13 protein-coding genes are annotated in these 19524 nt (G+C 56.8%); 2 read left to right on the forward strand and 11 right to left on the reverse strand.

What is annotated here, in order from left to right:
- Window positions 1-78: 78 nt before the first annotated feature.
- The 6 genes from AC3Y2E_RS14910 to AC3Y2E_RS14935 all read right to left on the reverse strand — a co-directional run bounded on the left by AC3Y2E_RS14910 (window position 79) and on the right by AC3Y2E_RS14935 (window position 7220).
- A complete protein-coding gene (locus AC3Y2E_RS14910) occupies window positions 79-1950 on the reverse strand; it encodes a bifunctional homocysteine S-methyltransferase/methylenetetrahydrofolate reductase (RefSeq protein ID WP_379211518.1) in 1872 nt (623 codons plus the stop codon).
- A gap of 85 nt (window positions 1951-2035) precedes the next feature.
- Window positions 2036-2872: a diaminopimelate epimerase gene (gene dapF, locus AC3Y2E_RS14915; protein WP_379211520.1), complete on the reverse strand. Its 837-nt coding sequence runs from the start codon at window positions 2870-2872 to the stop codon at window positions 2036-2038.
- A 408-nt stretch (window positions 2873-3280) separates the two neighbouring features.
- The gene (locus AC3Y2E_RS14920; RefSeq protein ID WP_379211523.1) at window positions 3281-4189 is read right to left on the reverse strand and encodes a GNAT family N-acetyltransferase; all 909 of its coding nucleotides are present in this window, start codon (window positions 4187-4189) and stop codon (window positions 3281-3283) included.
- A 100-nt stretch (window positions 4190-4289) separates the two neighbouring features.
- A complete protein-coding gene (locus tag AC3Y2E_RS14925) occupies window positions 4290-5156 on the reverse strand; it encodes a sugar phosphate isomerase/epimerase family protein (protein WP_379211525.1) in 867 nt (288 codons plus the stop codon).
- Window positions 5157-5158: 2 nt separating this feature from the next.
- Window positions 5159-6202 carry a Gfo/Idh/MocA family protein gene (locus AC3Y2E_RS14930; RefSeq protein WP_190927697.1) on the reverse strand — a complete coding sequence of 348 codons (1044 nt, stop codon included), beginning with the start codon at window positions 6200-6202 and terminating at the stop codon, window positions 5159-5161.
- 31 nt (window positions 6203-6233) lie between these two features.
- The gene (locus AC3Y2E_RS14935; RefSeq protein WP_379211528.1) at window positions 6234-7220 is read right to left on the reverse strand and encodes a Gfo/Idh/MocA family protein; all 987 of its coding nucleotides are present in this window, start codon (window positions 7218-7220) and stop codon (window positions 6234-6236) included.
- A 265-nt stretch (window positions 7221-7485) separates the two neighbouring features.
- Here AC3Y2E_RS14935 and AC3Y2E_RS14940 point away from each other — a divergent pair, with 265 nt between their 5' ends.
- Window positions 7486-8400: a helix-turn-helix domain-containing protein gene (locus AC3Y2E_RS14940; RefSeq protein WP_379211530.1), complete on the forward strand. Its 915-nt coding sequence runs from the start codon at window positions 7486-7488 to the stop codon at window positions 8398-8400.
- 63 nt (window positions 8401-8463) lie between these two features.
- Here the strand turns inward: AC3Y2E_RS14940 and AC3Y2E_RS14945 are convergent, their stop codons facing one another.
- Both AC3Y2E_RS14945 and AC3Y2E_RS14950 read right to left on the reverse strand, forming a co-directional pair.
- Entirely contained in the window at window positions 8464-10086 is a 1623-nt protein-coding gene (locus AC3Y2E_RS14945) for a response regulator (RefSeq protein ID WP_379211532.1), read from the reverse strand.
- Between the two features lie 507 nt (window positions 10087-10593).
- Window positions 10594-13377 (reverse strand): calcium-translocating P-type ATPase, SERCA-type, encoded by a 2784-nt coding sequence (locus AC3Y2E_RS14950; protein ID WP_379211534.1) that lies wholly within the window; start codon window positions 13375-13377, stop codon window positions 10594-10596.
- A 241-nt stretch (window positions 13378-13618) separates the two neighbouring features.
- Here AC3Y2E_RS14950 and AC3Y2E_RS14955 point away from each other — a divergent pair, with 241 nt between their 5' ends.
- Complete coding sequence (locus AC3Y2E_RS14955) at window positions 13619-15388, forward strand: Rqc2 family fibronectin-binding protein (RefSeq protein ID WP_379211536.1); 1770 nt, start codon at window positions 13619-13621, stop codon at window positions 15386-15388.
- A 267-nt stretch (window positions 15389-15655) separates the two neighbouring features.
- On the opposite strand, the gene AC3Y2E_RS14960 is transcribed toward AC3Y2E_RS14955, so the two are convergent.
- The 3 genes from AC3Y2E_RS14960 to galU form a co-directional block, all read right to left on the reverse strand.
- Window positions 15656-16687: a helix-turn-helix domain-containing protein gene (locus AC3Y2E_RS14960; protein WP_379211538.1), complete on the reverse strand. Its 1032-nt coding sequence runs from the start codon at window positions 16685-16687 to the stop codon at window positions 15656-15658.
- Window positions 16688-16709: 22 nt separating this feature from the next.
- A complete protein-coding gene (locus tag AC3Y2E_RS14965; protein WP_379211540.1) occupies window positions 16710-17711 on the reverse strand; it encodes a Gfo/Idh/MocA family protein in 1002 nt (333 codons plus the stop codon).
- An 897-nt stretch (window positions 17712-18608) separates the two neighbouring features.
- A complete protein-coding gene (gene galU / locus AC3Y2E_RS14970) occupies window positions 18609-19514 on the reverse strand; it encodes a UTP--glucose-1-phosphate uridylyltransferase GalU (RefSeq protein WP_190927688.1) in 906 nt (301 codons plus the stop codon).
- Window positions 19515-19524 lie beyond the last annotated feature (10 nt).

Consider the following 19524-nt stretch of genomic DNA (forward strand, 5'->3'; position numbering starts at 1 on the left):
CATCCATACCCTATTCTAATTCATTTTGCAAGAGGGGACAAGTGGAAAAGAGAGCTGTCCCAAGGGCTCCGGGCGTTCTCAGCGCCCCGACTTCTCCCACACGTACTGGGTCAGCTGAGCGCTCATGCCGTAAAAGTGCATCGGCGTCATGATATAGATGCCTTTGAACCTCGGCATTGCCACGTCCAGCAGCTCCTTCGTAATCTGCACGCCCATCGCGCGGCCGGACTCGCCGCTGAGACCCGCCATTCGTCCGCGCACTTCCTCCGACAGCTTAATGCCCGGAACTTCGTTATGCAGAAACGTCGCGTTGCCCTCGCTGACGATCGGCATAAATCCGATAAAGATCGGCACGTTCAGGTGCTTCGTCGACTCGTACACGTTCTCGATCAGCTTCGCGTCATACACCGGCTGCGTCATAATAAAATCGGCGCCTGCCGCGATTTTCTTCTCCAGCCGCTGCACCGCTTTCTCCAAGTACTTGACGTTGGGATCAAACGCCGCGGCAACGATAAACTTCGACTTATGCTTCAGCGGCTTGCCGGAGAAAGCGACGCCCTCGTTCAACTGCTTGATCAAGCGGATCATCTCGAACGAAGTCATATCGTAAACCGAACTGGAGCCCGGCAAATCGCCGAATCTCGACGGATCGCCGGTAATGACGAGTGTATGATCGAGTCCGAGCGCATGCATGCCCATCAGATGGGATTGCGTGCCGATCAGGTTGCGGTCGCGGCAAGCGATGTGCAGCAGCGGGCGAACGCCCAGCTTCTCCTTGACGAGTATGCCGAGCGGAAGGTTGCTCATCCGGGTGACGGCCAGCGCATTATCGGCCATCGTGATCGAATCTGCGCCCGCTTCCTTGAGCGCCTTCGCCCCTTCCATAAACTTGCTGATGTCCAGATCTTTCGGCGTGTCCCATTCGACGATCACCGTATGCCGCTCTTGAACGAGCTCGAGCAGCGAAGGCTCCGCACCGCCCGGCGCCGCGCCTGCCGGCTGCGAAACCGCAACCGTTCCGGCGTCTGGCGAGGCCGGCTTAACCGGACCGGCGCTACCGGCGGCACGCCCTGCCGAGCTCGGCACGTAATGCTCCAAGGCTTTCGCCATTGCGGCGATATGCTCAGGCGTCGTTCCGCAGCAGCCGCCGATGAGACGCGCTCCGAGATCGGCGAACTTCAGCGCGTTCTCCGCAAAATAATCCGGCTTGGAGCCGAACGTGTACTTCCCGTCCACATAACTCGGCAATCCCGCATTCGGAAAAATCGAGAACGGAACTCCGGGAACCGGGCGAAGCTTCTCCAGCGTGCGGATGATTCCGTTCGGACCGCTGTGGCAATTAAAGCCGAGCACGTCCGCCCCTTCGGCGTGAAGCTGTTCGAAAGCGGTCTGATAATCGACGCCGTCATTCGTCATCGCTCCGCCGTCGGTCGCAAACTGGCCGATGACCGGCAAATCGGTTAACTGCCGCGCCACACGAAGCGCAAGCACAATCTCTTCCATATCGTAAAAGGTTTCCAGCAGCAGGCCGTCAACTCCCGCCTCCAGCAGCGCCTCCATCTGTTCCCGGTAATCGCGCTCCAGTTGCTCCGGAGTGACGTTGCGGCGGCGGGCCGCCCGGATCGAGCCTACCGCGCCGATGACGTAGGCGTCTTCGCCGACCGCCTGCCGGGCGAGCGCCACGCCGGACTGGTTGATCGCCCGCACGTCCTGTTCGAGTCCGAACTTGGACAGCTTCTCCCTGTTCGCCGAGAACGTATTCGTTTCGATCAATCTCGCTCCGGCTTCATAATATTGACGGTGAACGTCGGCAATGACTTCGGGCTTCAGCAGGTTGTATTCTTCATAAGAGACGCCTACCGGGAACCCCTGCTGATACAAAAACGTCCCCATCGCTCCGTCGCCGATCAACACCCGCTGTCCGAGCGCTTTACGCAAATCTTCTTTCATCCGGTTCCTCACCCAAGCTTTCTATATAAATCTCTCTATTGAAAACTGCAAATCTCCCATCCGAAACCTGCCAACTGCTATGGATCTATTCAACCAGCGTACCCCGGTATACGGTTACGGCAGGGCCGGTCATATACACCCGGCCATCCTCCTCCGCCCACTCGATCTTCAGATCTCCGCCCTTCAGCGAGACGACGGCGCGGCGGCCGGATACGCCCTTGAGCACCGAAGCGACCAGCGTGGCGCACGCTCCCGTGCCGCACGCCAGCGTAGGCCCGGCCCCGCGCTCCCAGACGCGCATGTCGATATGTTCGCGGGAGCGGACCGTGGCAAATTCGACGTTAACCCGCTTCGGAAACAGCGGATGCTGCTCCAGTTTCGGCCCCCAGCGGTACAGATCGAACCCGGCGGCATCGTCCACGTACACGACGCAATGTGGATTCCCCATCGACACGGCGGTAAACCGGAAAGTAACCCCGTCAATTTCCACCGGATAATCCACTACCGGATTTCTGTCCACCGTCGTTGGGACGGACAGCCCGTTCAGCACCGGAATCCCCATATCTACCGTAACGGAAACCGCCTTGCCGTCCTGCACTTGAAGCCGTACGGGCTGAACGCCTGCGCCGATCGTTTCGATCGCCAGCTCCGTTTTATCGGTTAAACCATTATCGTATACGTATTTGGCTACACAGCGGATGGCATTGCCGCACTGCTCCGCCTCCGAACCGTCGGAATTCATAATCCGCATCATAAAATCGGCACGGTCGGAAGGCAGCACGAACACCAGGCCGTCGGCCCCGATTCCGAAAAACCGGTTGCAGCATGATACGGCTAGCGAAGCCGCGTTGTCGGGCAGGCGGGACTCGCCCGCGATCACGATAAAATCGTTGCCCAGGCCGTGCATTTTAGTAAAATTCATGGCGGTTCCTCTGTTTCTGAATCGTTTGGATTAGACCTTATTATAGTGCATAACGGACAGTATGCCTAGTGATTTTGTAAGCAATATCGAATCTGGCGGAGGAAACCGCCATTTTTCCCGCCGTTATCCGGGATAATGCGGAAATCGTTAACAATTCGGCGGTCGGAAGCGGCGAAGCGGACGGACGAAACGGATGCCGGCACGATCGAGCGGCTGGCGGGGGCACGGCTGCGATAGGCATTCATCAAGCGGGGACATTAATCCGGTACGAAAAAAAGCCCCGGACCGCCAAAGTCAAGGGCCGGAGCTATTCTTATGATATCGTGGAAGCCGTGGCGCAACTCCAATACGGGGCGCCGGATTGACAGCCCCGGGGCTGTCCGGGCGGCTTAACCGCCTCTATGAACGTTAAACCGAAAAGTCCGCGACCATCAAATACTGGGTGTATATCGTCTTGAAGCCTGCTTCCTCCAGCCATTCGGTCACCGCCGGGTCGGACATGGACAGATTGTCCGCCGTTCTCGTGTAAGCGGCGTCCGCCGGTCCGAACGCACCGGCAATAGCGGCCCGTGCGAGCTTGCTCCGGTCCGGGCGTTCCGGATCGGCGGCACAGTGGAATAACACCGATCCCGCCAGCTCGCCGTTCTCTCCATAGGAACGCCGGACAATCGCGTAAGCGCCGATTGCACCCTGCTCGTCGATAACCGCAATCCCTTCGCTGTCGCTCCGGTTGAACCACTGGCAGTTCCACGCCGAATCGTGGCGGAAAAACGGAAGCGCGGTCAGCTCGCGAAGCTTGGCGGGCCGGAGCCGGTACGCTTCGTCCGCTTGCACGGCGGAAGCCGGCAGCGGGCCTTCCAGCTTTGCTCCGATCAGGCCGTCACACTTGCGGAACCCTGCGCTTTCGTACGCCGCAATCGCTCCCGCATTTTTCTGAACGACCTCCAAATAAGCGATGGACGCACCGCTCTCCTTGATCGCCTCCGCCGCTTCCCGCATCAGAAGTTTGGCCAGCCCCTTGCCCCTCTGGTTCGGGCTGACTCCGGTTCCGCCGTTCCAGGCGATTTTGACGCCGCCCGCTTCCTTCAGCGCGATCAGGACGAATCCGGCCGGTTCTCCGTTCACAAAGGCCGCGACCGAAAGGTCCGTGCGGATCGACTCCCGTCCGAGCCTTGCCGTAAACTTCTCAAGCGTCGTCGACATATCCGAATAGTAGCCGGAAAATCCTTGATTCCACAGCTCCACCGCCTGGCGGAACGTACAGTCTGCCAAACGCCGGATTTCAATCGAATCCCGCTCCGTAAGACGGTTGTCCATAAAGCACTCTCCCCCCGCAAAAAAATAAGCCGGGAACGGAAGAAGACCCGCTGAATAGCAGGCACTCTTCCGTCCACCCGGATCATTCAGTTATACTACGCTACATATCATAGCCCGCTTCCCGCAGCATCCGCTCCAGGTTGACGCGTGCTTCGGTAATCCGCCGGTCCAACTGCTCCAGCGGAATGTCCGCACCGAACTCGCCGTTCAACCCGTCCAGACGTTCCACGATTACAGGACCCGTAAAGCCGGTCTCGCGCATCGTGGCGAATATCGCGGGGAAGTTGGCTTCTCCCTCGCCCGGAATCGGGAAGTCGAGCGCCGCGCGTGCTCCCCGGTGGTCTTTGGCGACAACGGAGATCGTCTGGGCGGCGATGGCGGGAAAATCGTCTGCCGGCTCGATCCCTTCATAAAACCGCACGTTGCCCGGATCGTAAGACGCTTTCACGTGCGGGGAACCGATCGTACGCAGCGTGTCCGCAATCACTTCCGCCGTAGCCGTATTGCCGGTGTGCGGCTTGATCGTGACGACCAGCCCGCGCTTGCCCGCTTCCTCTCCGACCCGCCGGTATTTGTCCGCGAACGCCTCGTTGATCGGCGCCATCTCTTCGTCGGAACGCGGCTCATCCGGAAATCGCTTGTAACTCGTCGTACCGAGCGACAACAGCTCCTCCACGCCTAGGGCGCGGGCAAACTCGAGTCGTTGGATCGCCCGTTCGATCGGCTGATTCGGATGCAGGACATCCGTGCTGACCAGCGAGACAGGCTCGAGCCCGTACTTGTTCAGCAAGGCCGCGATACGCTCCGCTTCCCCTTCGAGCCCGTCGTCGAATGCAGGCTTGCCTTCGTGCGGCAGGCCGAACGAAACGTAACGGTAACCTGCTCGGGATATGCTCTCCAGAGCGCGTTCGAACGAATGCTTGTTATAGATCCAGCTCATGCATGCAAGCTTGACGGTTGGCTTCATTGTTACACCCCGGTCCGCGAAACGCTGCGCAGCGCCGAATAATCGACCGCCACCTCGCGGCGTTCCTTAAGCGAACGGTACGCGGCTTCCGATACCGCTATGACGCGCAGTCCGTCCTCAAGCGAGATAAGCGGCTGCTTGTTCTCACGGATACAGTCGATGAAATGCCCGTTCAGCTGTACCCACATATCGTTGTCCGCAAACGATATTTTCTGCTCGGGTCCGCCGTCGTCCTTCACCAGTACCTGGCCGTTGTTGTTCACGACGGTCAAATTCTCCGTAGCGACTCCGGTGATGTCGTATTCCACCCGCGTCACCCACGGGGTGCTGACTTGGCCGATCCCGCCGCTCGCAAACCGCAGCGATACCGTAAAGGCATCGGCTACGCTGCCCGGAGGGAGCAGGTACGTCCCGCCGTAAGCGAACACCGATTCCACCTCGCCGCACATCCAGGTAAGCAGGTCGTAATCGTGAGAGCCGTGGGAGAAAATCGGGCCTTTGGCCGTTACATCGTCAAAATACCAGCTCGGCGTATCGTAGTAATGATCGCGGTACTTGTCGTACACCCGCTGATTCGGATCGAGGAAATGCGTCCGCATCGACCAGGCCTGAATCGTCTTGCCCGCGCCCGCCCGGGAAACCGTCTCCTTCATCGTCCGGTAAGCCGGAGCAAAGCGGAGCGGGTAAGCGACCATCGACTTCAATTCCGGATGCTTCGCTCCGGCCGCCACGATCTCGGCCCCGTCTTCCACCGAGGTGGCAAGCGCTTTCTCCAGAAACAGGTGCTTGCCCGATTCCAGAACAGCCTTGGAAGCATCGACATGCAGATGATCCGGCGTAGCGACCCATACCGCATCCAAATCCTGCTCCAGCAGCGCCTCATAAGAATCGTACACGGTAGCGCCCACTTCGGCGGCGAGCGACTCCGCTTTTTCGCGCGTCCGGTTGTGGACGGCCGCCACCTTTACGCCCGGCAGCTTGTGCAGCGTGCGGGCATGCAGCGATCCCATCAGACCGCAACCGATTAAGCCAACTTTGATCGTCATCGTTATCCAGCCTCCTTCGTTATCGATGCCGTTACAGGTTCACCGGGGTGCCCTGGCTGTTGTACATCGCCCAGATCGTCCGGTGCGATTTTAAAATCTCGTGACCATCCGTCTCCGGCCGCTGTCCGGTTGCGATACTTTCGAGGAAATGCTCGATTTCGAACAAAACGTTCTGTCCGCGGCGTGCCGGATATTCGGCAGGACGCTCGTACAGCGTTTCCGTGCCGTCCTTCGAGATCGCTTCGACCTTCCACATGCTGTTGTCCAGCTCCAGCATGCCTTCGGTCATATGAATTTGGAATCTCGCCGGCGTTTTCTTGTAACGCATGCCCCAGCTGGTCACCAGATGAGCGAGCGCTCCGCTTTTGAATTCGATGATGCCGTGCGAAGTCCCTTCCCCTTCCATCCAGTCCGTGCCGACGCGCGTTCCGAAATGGGAAACCCGGGCCGGTTCGCCAAGCAAGTAGAGCAATATATCGATGTAATGGCAGCCGTGGCTGAACAAAGCGCCTCCGCCGAGTTTTTCTTTGCTGGCAAACCAGGTGCCCGGAGCCGGTTGCAAAAAGGCCTCGACCCAGCCTTGCGCGCTGATCGGCTTGCCGTACTTGCCGCTGTCCACCGCTTCCTTCAGCTTGCGGATCGCCGGCAGGAACCGTACGACGAAGGCGAGCATCAGGGTGACGTTGTTTTGCTCGGCAGCCTGAATGACGTTCAAGCAATCTTCCTCCGAATTCGCCAGCGGCTTCTCCAGAAGGACGTGCTTGCCGGCGGCGATCGCCGTAAGCGACTGAGGAGCATGCAGATGATGCGGCGTACACAGGCTGACGGCATCGATATCGTCCAGAATCGTCGTCCAGTCCGTCGTGTAATTGCAGCCCAGATCCGCGGCTACTTTCTTTGCTTTCTCTTCGTCGAGATCGACGACCCACCGCAGTTCAGATCGTTCAGCAAGCTTGTAAGCGTAAGCGTGATCGAGCCCCATGTTAAGACCAACTACAGCTGTGCGGATTTTACTCATCTGTTTTTCCTCCATTCGGCTGGAAACCGTTTTCTCACCGTTATCATAACGGCGATCGGAAAGAAAAGCTTTATCTAAAACGACGCAAAATTTGCACTTTTGAATCGGAATCTTTGCACTTTAGGAGCAGCGGCGCCAGGGGATGTCCGCCCCCCGAAAACACTCGCAGCCAATTGACAAGGGAAGGTCGGCCGCATACGATTAACTCAGGAACCGTTTGCTGGAAAAGCTTCTTTATACGAAACGCGTCCAAAAGGTGGGAGCCATGAGGAAACGACACCGGCACATTAAACTGAGAGAGCAAATATCGGTCGATAAAATATACTCGTTCCATTATAACGAGCTGCGTCAGGGCTACGTATACAGCGGCGAAAAGCACGATTTCTGGGAGTTTCTGTACGTGGACAAAGGGGAAGTGGAGATTACGACCGATTTTACGACCTTTCATGTCAAACAGGGGGATATCGTATTTTATACGCCGAACGAATTTCACAGCTTGCGCTGCAACCGGAAGACGCCGCCGAACATTTTTATTATCTCGTTCGAATGCAAGTCCGAGGCGATGAGCTTTTTCTCCCATAAAGCGCTTCATCTCGGCAACGAAGAGCGTCAACTGCTATCGCAAATTATCGAGGAAGGCAATAAGCTGTTCGTCCTGCCTGTAGCGCGCCCGTATTCCGTAACGGTGAAGCGCAAGTCGGCTCACCCTCTCACACGTAAGGAAAAGTTCGATTTCGGCGCCGAGCAGCTGATTAAAATTTACTTGGAAGCGCTGTTCATCCGGCTCATCCGCAACAACCAGGCACAGGCGCAGAAGCCGAAGCTGTCGTCGATTACGAAGGAAAAAGGCCAGCGGGAGCTGGTCGGGCGCATTGTCCGCTATTTGGAAGAGCATCTGCACGAGCACCCGTCGATCGACCGGCTGTGCGCCGAATTCGCGCTGAGCAAGACGCATCTGCGCACCGTTTTCCGCCAGCATACCGGCAGCGGAATTACCGAATATATGAGCAAGCTGCGGATCGAGCGAGCGAAGCAGCATATTCGTGAGGATACGTGCAACGTCACGGAGATCGCCGAGCGGCTCGGCTATACGAGCATCCATTATTTTTCCCGCCAGTTCAAGAAAGCGACCGGCATGGCCCCTTCGGAATATTTGAAAACGATGAAAGCTCAGATGTAATCGAATGGCGGGCAAAATCCGGGAGGAAAGACCGATCCGGCCTCCTCCCGGACCGCACGTTGTTTACAGGCTGCCGTCGCCGGATAGGATCGCTTCAGTTTTTTTGATAACGCTTCCATTAATTGTAATGGCAGGAAACCGGACTGTGAACATCGTGCCCCCCGGGCCGCTATCCACTTCGATGACCGCCCCGTGCCGGGCCGCAATGCTGTAGCAGACCGCCAGCCCCAGCCCCGTGCCGTGCTCCTTCGTCGTAAAAAACGGCCGACCGAGCTTCTCCATATTTTCTTTGCCGATCCCGTGCCCTTGATCGGCGATCCGAAGCACACCGCAGCCTTTTTCCGCACATGTCGCAATCGTTAATATTCCCCCCGGCTCCATCGCTTCCAAACCGTTCAGCGAGATGTTCAGGACGAGCTGCCGGATTTCTTTTTCATCCAGCTCCAGATCCGCCAATTCCCCGTATTCGATATGAATGTGCTTACCTGACATCATCGCTTCCGCATGAAGCAGCGGATACAGCGACTCGAGCAGCCGGTTGAGCGAAGCCGGCCGGATATCGGTCTGTTTGTTTTTCGCCAGCGACAAATATTCCGTAATGATGCTGTTGGCCCGGTCGAGCTCATCCAGCATAATGTCGATATGCTCGCTTCCCATCCGCCCGTTCACGCCTTTGGACAACTGGAGAAATCCCCGGATCGTCGTCATCGGATTGCGGATTTCGTGCGCGATGCCGGCGGCCATCTCGCCGATCAGGTTCAGTTCGGACAGACGGGTCATTTCTTTCTCGAACTGGAGCTGCTCGGTGATGTCGATGATGACTTCCAGCAAACATTTATCATGATCAATCTCGATCATTTCCGTCGAGATCATCCCGTCCCGCACTTCCCCCGCCTTCGTCGTATATTTGATCTTCACGTTGCGCAAGCTCTGCAGCCCCGCGTTCCGCTCCTCGGACTCCAGCTTCATCCGCAGCAGGTCGGAAGCTTCACCGACGACCTCCGGGCCGTATCCCGTCCACTGCATCCAGCTTTCGTTGACATCGATATATTTCAGGTCCGAGATACGCCGGATCGACATCAGGCACGGACTGGACATAAACATCGTGCGGAACCTCTCCTGCGATTTCTGCAATTTTTCGTTCGCTTCCATCAGCTCCAGCGTTCTTTCCTTCACCATCATCTCGAGTCGCTCGTTCTGATATTTCAGCCGCGCATCCGCCTCGACGATTTTCCGGTTGGACCATTCCAGCTCGAGCGCCCGTTTGCGGAGCATTTCGCCTTGTTCGGCAATTTTCCGGTGATAGCGGTGCAGCTTGACGAACGCTTCCACTTTCATTTTGAGCAGCTCCGGGTCAACCGGCTTGAATAAATAATCGATCGACCCGACGTCGTAGCCCCGTCTGACATGCTCGTGGGACATGCTAATGGCAGTCAGGAAGATGACAGGTATGTCTTTGCACCTGTCTCGCTGCTTGATCCGTTTAACCGTCTCGAAACCGTTCAAGCCCGGCATCTGCACATCCATCAGGATGACAGCCAGGTCGTCGATCGTCTCCTGCAGCAAGTAACGAAGCGCCTCCTGGCCGGAGCCGAGCGTGATCACTTCATACCGGGTGGAGGATAATACGCCCCTCAGTGCCACTAAATTCGCTTCACGGTCATCAACCGCCAATATTTTAACCATCCGTCCATCCCTTCCCCTCTGTCCGTGTTGGTTGTCCAAACGCTGCCGGGCTCAGAGAGCCCTGCCTCGTATTCTTCAGGAAAGAAGCAATCGTTGCCTCTGTCTGCAACCGATTTGCCAAACGTGTCCGGCCCCCGTTAAGCGCAGAGCCGGGCAGCTCCGGATTTTCCTTGGCGACATCAAAATTCGGCATGCTGCCTGGTTCAGAGTGATTCAGGTGTGGCAGCCCCCGCTCCCTTCCCGTTGTAATCCTTACTACTCTTCTAAGAATAGAAAGAAAAGTCCTTCAATTCGCGGCGCAAATATGAACATTTTTACACATTATTTAACGAAAAAAAGCCGGAGCGCACAGCCCGGCTTCTTATTACGTATACTCAATCTTCGCTATTCTAGCGCCAGGAAGCAGCTCCCGCTGCGAACCGGCTCTTCCAAACGGGTCCGTTGCAGTCCGGGGCGGTTCGATACGTGCTGCGAAATTTCCTCTTGCTTGGCGATCCGGCAGCGTTCTTATCTTGCCGCCGTATTGGAACGGTACCCGGATACAAGCTTGCGGCGTTTGCGGCGTTGTGTCGTCAAAATGCTGCCAAGTCCGAACAGGAACGTCGGAATCGCCGCGAATACAAGCGTAATAAGCCATTCGTCTAGCCCAAGCGCCATCGTTTTGAAGACCGGCTGCAGCGCTTCGATGTACAATACGCCCAGCAGAAGGACGACGGAAGATATAACGGCGAGCACCAAATATTTATTTTGCAGCGGATTGCGGTGAAAAATTGAGCGCGAGCTGCGGCAATCGAACACATGGATCAGTTGAGCCATGACCAACGTAGCGAACGCTACTGTCTGCGCCCGGACCAATCCTTCCGCGCTGTCCGGATTTTGCTGCAGCGTAATCCAGAAAGCTGCCAGCGTACATACCCCGATCAGTATGCCGCGACTGACGACCTTCCATCCCAGCCTGCGGGCGAAAATGTTTTCTTTGGCTCCACGCGGCTTTTGCTGCATCAAATCTTTTTCCGCCTGGTCGACGCCGAGCGCCATGGCCGGCAAGCCGTCCGTCACCAGATTGACCCAGAGAATCTGGATCGGTACGAGGGGAAGCGGCATGCCCATCATCATCGCCAGGAACATCGTCATGATTTCCCCTACGTTGGAAGCCAGCAAATACCGGATAAATTTGCGGATATTCTCATAGATGCCGCGTCCTTCTTCGATCGCCGAGACGATCGTGGCAAAGTTATCGTCGCTCAGTACGAGTGCGGACGCTTCCTTCGTCACGTCCGTACCGGTTATTCCCATCGAGATGCCGATGTCGGCCGCCTTAATGGCCGGCGCGTCATTGACCCCGTCGCCAGTCATCGCCACGACATGGCCTTTGCGCTGCAGCGATTTGACGATCCGCAGCTTGTGCTCGGGCGATACGCGCGCATAAACGTAGACGTGATCCGACTTCTCGTCCAACTCATCGTCCGATAACGCATTCAGCTGCTGGCCGTTCATCGACATGCCGTTTTGCGGAACCATCCCGAGCTGGCGGGCAATCGCCTCCGCCGTCGATTGATGGTCGCCGGTGATCATAACGGTTTTGATTCCGGCCCGTTTGCACGTTTGGATCGCGTCGCGAACCTCCTTGCGGGGCGGATCGATCATGCCGGTCAGTCCGACGAACACCAGCTGATTTTCGAGAATATGCGTCGTATCTTCGCGGTCCGACGGCTTGAGCTCCTTGTAAGCAAGACCGAGGACGCGCAGCGCGGAGCGGGCCATTCCCTCATTGGCGGCGATCACCTTTTGTTTCAGCGTCGGGGTGAACGGGATGACTTTGCCGTCCCACAACACGTAGCTGCATTTCTCCAGCACGACGTCCGGCGCGCCCTTCGTGAACAGCAGCCGGCCGCCCTGATGCTGAAGCAGCACCGACATCCGCTTCCGGTCGGAATCGAACGGAAGCTCGCCCTTCCTATCATAAAGCCCGTCGAGCGAATGCCGGGTAATGCCCGCCTTCGCCCCCAGCACGACCAGCGCGCCTTCCGTCGGGTCCCCCTTGATCGAGTACACCGGCTTCACCGGCCCTTTGCCCGCTTTCCGCTTCTGTTCCGGAATTTCCTCATGCAGGTGGGCATTATTGCACAGGACGGCGATTTGCAGCAGCCGTCTCAGCGACTGATTTTGCCGCAAGTCGACCAGCGCGCCGTTGCTTAAAATTTGCCCCGAAGGCTCGTATCCGTCGCCCGTTACTTCGAGCACGTCCCCGCCAAGCCAGACGTGTGTGACCGTCATCTTATTTTGCGTCAGCGTTCCCGTCTTGTCCGAGCAGATAACCGAAGCGCACCCTAGCGTCTCGACGGAGGGCAGCTTGCGGACGATCGCTTTGCGCTTGATCATCCGCTGTACCCCAAGCGCCAGGGCGATCGTAACGATCGCCGGCAATCCTTCGGGAATCGCCGCGACCGCCAGGCTCACGCCGGCCAGGAACATGGCGTATGGCGGCTGTCCGTGCATAATGCCCGCGACGACGACCATAATCGTGAGACCGATGGCGACCGCGATCAATATTTTGCCCAGCTGTTCGAGCCGATGCTGCAGCGGCGTTTCCATCGTATCCGTATTTTGGATCAGATCGGCGATTTTGCCCATCTCCGTCTCCATACCGGTCCGGATGACGATGCCTTTGGCCGTTCCCCGCGTTACCATCGTCCCCATAAATCCGATATTTTTCTGATCCCCGAGCGGTACTTCGCCCTCCTGCAAAGCATCCGTATGTTTGCCGACCGGTACCGATTCGCCGGTAAGCGCCGACTCCTCCACGTACAGGCTGTTCGCCTCGATCCACCGGATATCGGCCGGAATCCGGTCGCCGCTTTCGATCAGCACGATATCCCCCGGCACCAGCTCCCTCGCCGCCAACAAAACGAGCTCGCCTTCCCGGATTACTTTCGCTGTAGGAGCGGACAGCTCCTTAAGTGCGCGGAGCGACCTCTCGGCACGGAACTCCTGAATAAATCCGAGCACGCCGTTCATGACAATAATCGCTATGATCGTAATGGCGTCCAAATACTCGCCAAGCAGCCCGGAGATGAGCGTCGCCGCCATAAGCACAAGCACCATAAAATCTTTGAACTGGTTGAAAAAAAGCGCGATCAGCGATACACTGCGCTTCTCCGTCAGTTCATTGGGGCCGTACTTCTCGCGGCGCGCCCCGACTTCTTCCCACGTCAGCCCTTGCGCCGGAACGACGCCTTGCGTCTTGGCCGACTCCGCCGCCGCCATGTGATACCAGTTCTTCTGATCCACGTCCCTTCCCCTCCCGAAGCGTTGAATGGTACACGCTCACTCATGGTAAATGTATTCAGACAAGCCGGAAAATATCCCACCGCCCGTCCGAATCCGTTTTTTTGCCGGATCCGTTCGCACAAAATGATTAAAACATTTGTTCCGCCGGCCCTGTTTATGGCATGATAGGGGAAGCTTACGTGTTACCGGCGGCCGAATATCCGTGCCGTGCCGGTTTTTCATACAAAGGAGAGAAAGCCTCATGTCTTTGGACGGACTCGTCACCCGCGCCATCGCCAGCGAACTCGCGGTGTGCGTAGGAGGCAGAATCAATAAAATTTATCAGCCCGCCGGACACGATATCGTGCTCCAACTGCGGGCGCAGGGCCAGAATCGCAAGCTGCTGCTGTCGGCCAACCCGACTTACCCGCGCGTTCATTTTACGGAGTCGTCGTACACGAATCCGACCGAAGCTCCGATGTTCTGCATGCTGATGCGCAAACATTGCGAAGGCGCGGTCATCGAGAAGGTATCGCAGGTCGGTCTCGAGCGGATTCTCCACATCGACGTCCGGCAGCGCGACGAAATCGGCGATATTAGCGTCAAGCGGATCGTGATCGAGATTATGGGCCGGCACAGCAACATTATTTTAGTCGACCCGAAGACGAATGCAGTGCTGGACGGCATCCATCACGTTACGCCGGCGATCAGCTCGCATCGGATCGTCATGCCCGGAAGCCAGTACGCCGCTCCCCCGGAGCAGGGCAAAGCGAACCCGCTCGAGGCGACCGAGGCTTCATTCAGGCAGCTGTTGCAGGAAAGCGGCGGCGATGAGGAAACCGGCGCCGCGCCTGTCCGGCAGCAGCTCGTAAACCTTTACAGCGGAATCAGCCCGCTGGCCGCCAAAGAAATTGTAAGGCGCAGCGGCGCGGCGCCTGGAGCTGCTGCGGGCGAGACGGATATGGGCGCCGTCTGGAAGGCGTTCCGCGATGTGATGGGAGCGATCGAAGCGAACCGCTACGTGCCGGTAATCGTAGAAGAAACGGGCGGGAAAGCTTACTTTTCGGTTATCGAACTGACGCATATTCATGGAGAAACCGTCCGGTTCGATACGGTCAGCGCTTGTCTGGAATCCTATTACGGGGATAAGGCGGACCGCGATGCGGTGAAGCAGCGGGCGGCCGATCTGCTTCGTTTCTTGCAGAACGAGCGCACCAAAAATGCGAAAAAGCTGGAAAAGCTGCGCGATACGATCGAGGACGCCAAAGAAGCGGACAGCTTCCGCATCCTCGGCGAGCTGCTCACCGCCTCTCTTCATCTGGCGCAAAGGGGCGACAAATCGATCGAAGTGATCAACTATTACGACGAGGACCAGAAGCCGCTCGAAATCGAGCTGGACCCCCAACTGACACCGTCGGAAAACGCGCAGCGGTACTTCAAAAAGTATACGAAACTCCGCAACAGCGTCAGCGCCGTTCAAGAGCAAATTGAAGCGGCCGACATCGAGATCACGTATCTGGACACGCTGCTCGCTCAGCTCGACCGGGCGACGCTCGGCGACATCGAGGGCATCCGGGACGAATTGGTGGAACAAGGGTATCTCCGCGACCGGGGAGGCAAGAAGGGGAAAGCCAAAAAGAAAAAAACGGACAAACCGCTGCTCACCTGCTACACGTCTGGAGAAGGCATACCGATCTATGTCGGCAAAAACAACATCCAGAACGAATATTTGACCAACCGGCTTGCCCAGCCGAACGACACCTGGCTGCATACGAAAGATATTCCCGGCTCTCACGTCGTCATCCGGGCCGATACTTTCGGGGAGACGACGCTGCACGAGGCGGCGATGCTGGCCGCTTACTACAGTCAGGCCAAATCTTCGAGCCAAGTGCCGGTCGACTTCACGCTGATCCGGCATGTACGCAAGCCGAACGGCTCCAAGCCCGGCTATGTCATCTACGAACGGCAGAAGACGTTATTCGTAACGCCGGATGATGAAGCGGTCAAGTCCATGCCCGTTACTGTAAAGTAGGGCCTTGCGGACCGATGCCGGCCATTTGGCGGAGTACGAAAGAAAGACTGTCCTGAAAGTCATTTTGCGCTTTTTCGAACCCCGCTCGAATTTTCTGAAGAAAAAGGACCTCAAGCTTCACCTTACCGTGGAAGTTGAGGTCCTTTCGTTTGGCTATGGGGACGTTTCCGTGTTTTGCGAACGCTTTGGGAACGCCCCTTTTGGATGCGCAAACTTATACGTATGGGAGCAGGAGGAACCCGCTGCCTCCGCTGCACGCCCGCTTTATCACGGCTTCAGCGCGCCGCTTCGGGCTTTAGCCCGATAAGCTCCCGGCGTCGTGCCGAATCGTTTGCGGAATACGTAGTACAAATAATTGCCGCTTGCAAATCCTTGCTCCAGAGCGATTCGCTCGATCGGCTCGTCGGATTCGAGCAGTTGCCCGCATACGCGCTCCAGCCTGACCGCCTCGATATACTCGCTGAATGAACCCATGCCTTGCTCGCGGAAGATGCGCTGCAGCTGCCTGCCGCTGATCCGGATTTTCTCCGCCACTTCCTCCAGCGTAATCGGCCGTTTGTAGTTCGCCTGAATAAATTGGCAGGCCAGCTGAACCCGGTAAGCGTTCATATCCCTTGTCGGCAAATTCGGCTCTGCCTGCCCGCCCCCGTAAGCGCGAACCGACCGGAGCAGGATTTGGATCACGGCTTGTTTAATCGTCGTGTACATGCCGGTCTCGTTGCCCGACCAGGCGCGAAAAGCGGTCATAAAGCAGTCCATCGCCCCGAACTGGTCCACCGCCGGCTTGCGCGGCAAACTGCGGAGAAGACGGACGCACTCTTCCGCTTCCTCGACTTCGGACTCCATTCCCCATTCCCCCGAGACGGCGGAATACTGCGCTCCCGCTTCATTGGGAGGATGCTCGTTCAGCTTGACGAAATCCAGGTGGAGACACAGCTCATCCATCCCTTCGACCGCGTCGGCTTCCTGGTAATGCTCGACCTCCGGACCGGTCAAGTAAAACATCCCTTCATGAAACGGATGCCGGATATCGTCCATAATGACGAGCCCTTTACCCCGGGGAATGAAATGGAATTCGAATTCCGCATGCTTATGAAAAGGGACCGTTTTGGATGGCGCAAACGTCGTCCAGTGAAAGCGGAGAACCCGGAATCCGTAATCGCCCCAGCGAAACCGGATGTCCCGCCGCTCCAACTCGTTATGCCGCCCGTTCATAAAAGCGTAAGGGCTTGGCTTCTCGCTTCTTCTCGCAGAGGACGCAACCGTCTCTTCCCGGCGCCGCGCTTTATGGATAGCCATCGGCTTTCCCCCGCCCGGCCGGTTATCGAACCAGCTCGCTTAGAAGCACCGGCTGATTGCGCTGGACGGACAGGTTGGACGCTTCCATCAGCTTCGTCAAGTCGAGAGCGAGGCCGATATTTTCCTCCGCGGTCGTGCCGTTCTGAATATGACCGACCCATTGCTGAATCGCCGAAGCTCGATTCGAAGGCTGCTGCTTGACGCTCCAGGACTTCGCCGCTTCCTCGCCGAGCTTGGACGTCCGCAGCACAATCTGATTATCGTGCGTGCTGTACAGAAGGGACCCTTCGGTACCGTGCAGCTCGAGCGAGAACGGCGAAAACTTGTTGACGAATCCGGCTTCCACGATCCCAATCGCGCCACCCGGATACCGGAGCACGGCTACTGCATTATCGTCCACTTCCTTGCCCGTCACGTAGCCGTAATTGGCTGTGACGCTTTCCGGCAAACCGAGGAACAACCGGGTCAGGTACATCGGATGGCAGCCGAGATCGACCAATGCGCCGCCTCCGGTTTGCTGCGGGTTGTAAAAGTGGGCGGGCAGCCAGTTCGCTATAGCACCGCCATGGGACAAGCGGGCGCGTACGAGCGTCAGCTCGCCGAGTAGCCCTTCGCGCAGCACTTCCTGAATCGCCAGCGTATATCCGTCGTTCAGCCGCGGAAGCGATACCGTCAGCTTCACGCCGGAGCGGTTGACCGCCTCCACGATTTCGTTCGCTTCGCGCAGCGTCAGCGCCAATACTTTCTCTGTAAAAATATGTTTGCCGGCATTCGCCGCCTTCACCATAACGTCCCGATGCATGCTGGACGGCGTATCCACGACAACGGCATCGATATCCGGCTGCGCCAGCAGCTCATCAAGCGAATCGTAAAACCGCACGCCCCTCGCTTCCGCCTCTCCGCGGCCGCGCTCGGCGATTTCGTCCCAGATTGCTACAATTTCCGTATCCGGATGCTCGTTAATTTGTTTGGCATAATCTTTCGCATGTACGTGCCAAAAGCTCAGCATGGCCACTCGTATCACAACAGATCCACTCCTCGCAAGGACTATTAATATACGACATCAATTACAAAATACCACACACACGGCCTAATTTGTTACTACTTTATTGTGACATCGAGCTATATTATTACGACATGACTAACAATTCCCAAAAGGCAAAGCCCAACCCCTCAATCTACTCCGCTCCTTCAAGCCGTTTTAACCGTAAGAAATGGCTTGCTGAAAATTATGACTTTAAGAAAAACCGTTCGGATGGTCCTTTGACGTGCAAACCCATGCATTTGTACGTTGGAAGGGAATGGGTACCTTCGCTCCAGCCAGCTTGCCCTCAGGTAGTGTTGTCTTCATGAGGTGGTATCGCTAACGAACCCGCATTCGTTATCAGAACAAAATGCGGACGTTTGAATTTGTAACGAACTCTTGTATGGTTATTCCAGCAAAACGGATCGTTTTTTTCACTCTCGGTTCGATAACGATCCCCGGATTCGTTACGTCTGGAATAACGTCGTTTTTTCAGCCATAAGCACGATCCGATTCGTTAATCATCGAACTGGGTATACGTTCGCTAACGCCAAGGAAGGAAACCCCTCCCCTTCAGTGCGGTAAAGAACTTAAACTTTCTGGCAGAGAACAAAACTCTAACGGGCACAGCGGTCGTTATTATGGTGAATATCGATCCATTTGTTTTCTAACGGACATGGATGCAACTATTTGGTGAGAAATGTTACTTTTAGAGGTGGTTCGGAGTAAATAAGCGCTGTGGTGACCGTTACATTTTAAAAAACTGTTTTTTAGCGAAATAGCCTCCACCATGTCCGTTAGCGTGTGGTTTAACTTCGCTTTATCACCGTAAAGCACTTAAACATTCTGATCTAAAAAAAGGAACGAGCCTCCACAGGCTCGTTCTCGCTGTATCCGCTATCCCCGGGCCCGCATCATTTCCAGGTCCCACTTGCTTACAAGCGCCGACAAGTATTGCCGGACGTCGTCCCGCAAATCGTCGCGGCCCAGGGCAAATTCGATCGTCGCCTCGATATAGCCCAGTTTGTCCCCGACATCGTACCGTTTTCCTTCGATCGGGTAAGCGAGCATAGGCTTGTCCGTATTCAACAGACGGAGCGCGTCCGTCAGTTGAATCTCCCCGCCCCGCCCGGGCTTGCCTTCCTCCAGCAGCCGGAAAATATCCGGCTCGATAATGTAGCGGCCGATAACCGCCATATTGGAAGGCGCCGTTTCGCGGTCCGGCTTCTCGACCAGATCCTCGATCCGGGTATGAGCGATCGGCCCTTCCCAGCCGCCTGCCGGCGATACGATTCCGTACTTGTGAACGTCTTCCCAAGGCACCTGCTGCACGGCGATGACCGACGTCTGATGACGTTCGTACAGATCGATCATCCGTTTCAGGCAAGGCGGCTCCGAATCGATAATATCGTCGCCGAGCAGGACGGCGAACGGCTCGTCGCCGATAAATTTTCTCGCGCAGTATACCGCATGCCCCAATCCGAGCGGCTGCTTCTGACGGATATAATGAATGTCCGCCATATTCGATATGTCCTGGACGATCCGGAGCAGATCGGAATTCCCTTTTTCCTCCAGCGTCGCTTCCAGCTCCACCGATTTGTCGAAATGATCCTCGATCGCCCGTTTATTGCGTCCCGTTACGATGATAATGTCTTCAATGCCCGAAGCGATCGCTTCTTCCACAATATATTGAATCGCCGGCTTATCCACGATCGGCAGCATTTCTTTCGGCTGGGCCTTCGTCGCGGGCAGGAACCGGGTTCCGAGACCTGCCGCCGGTATAATGGCTTTACGTATTTTCATATATACGGTC

The organism is Paenibacillus sp. MAH-35, from assembly GCF_058135425.1.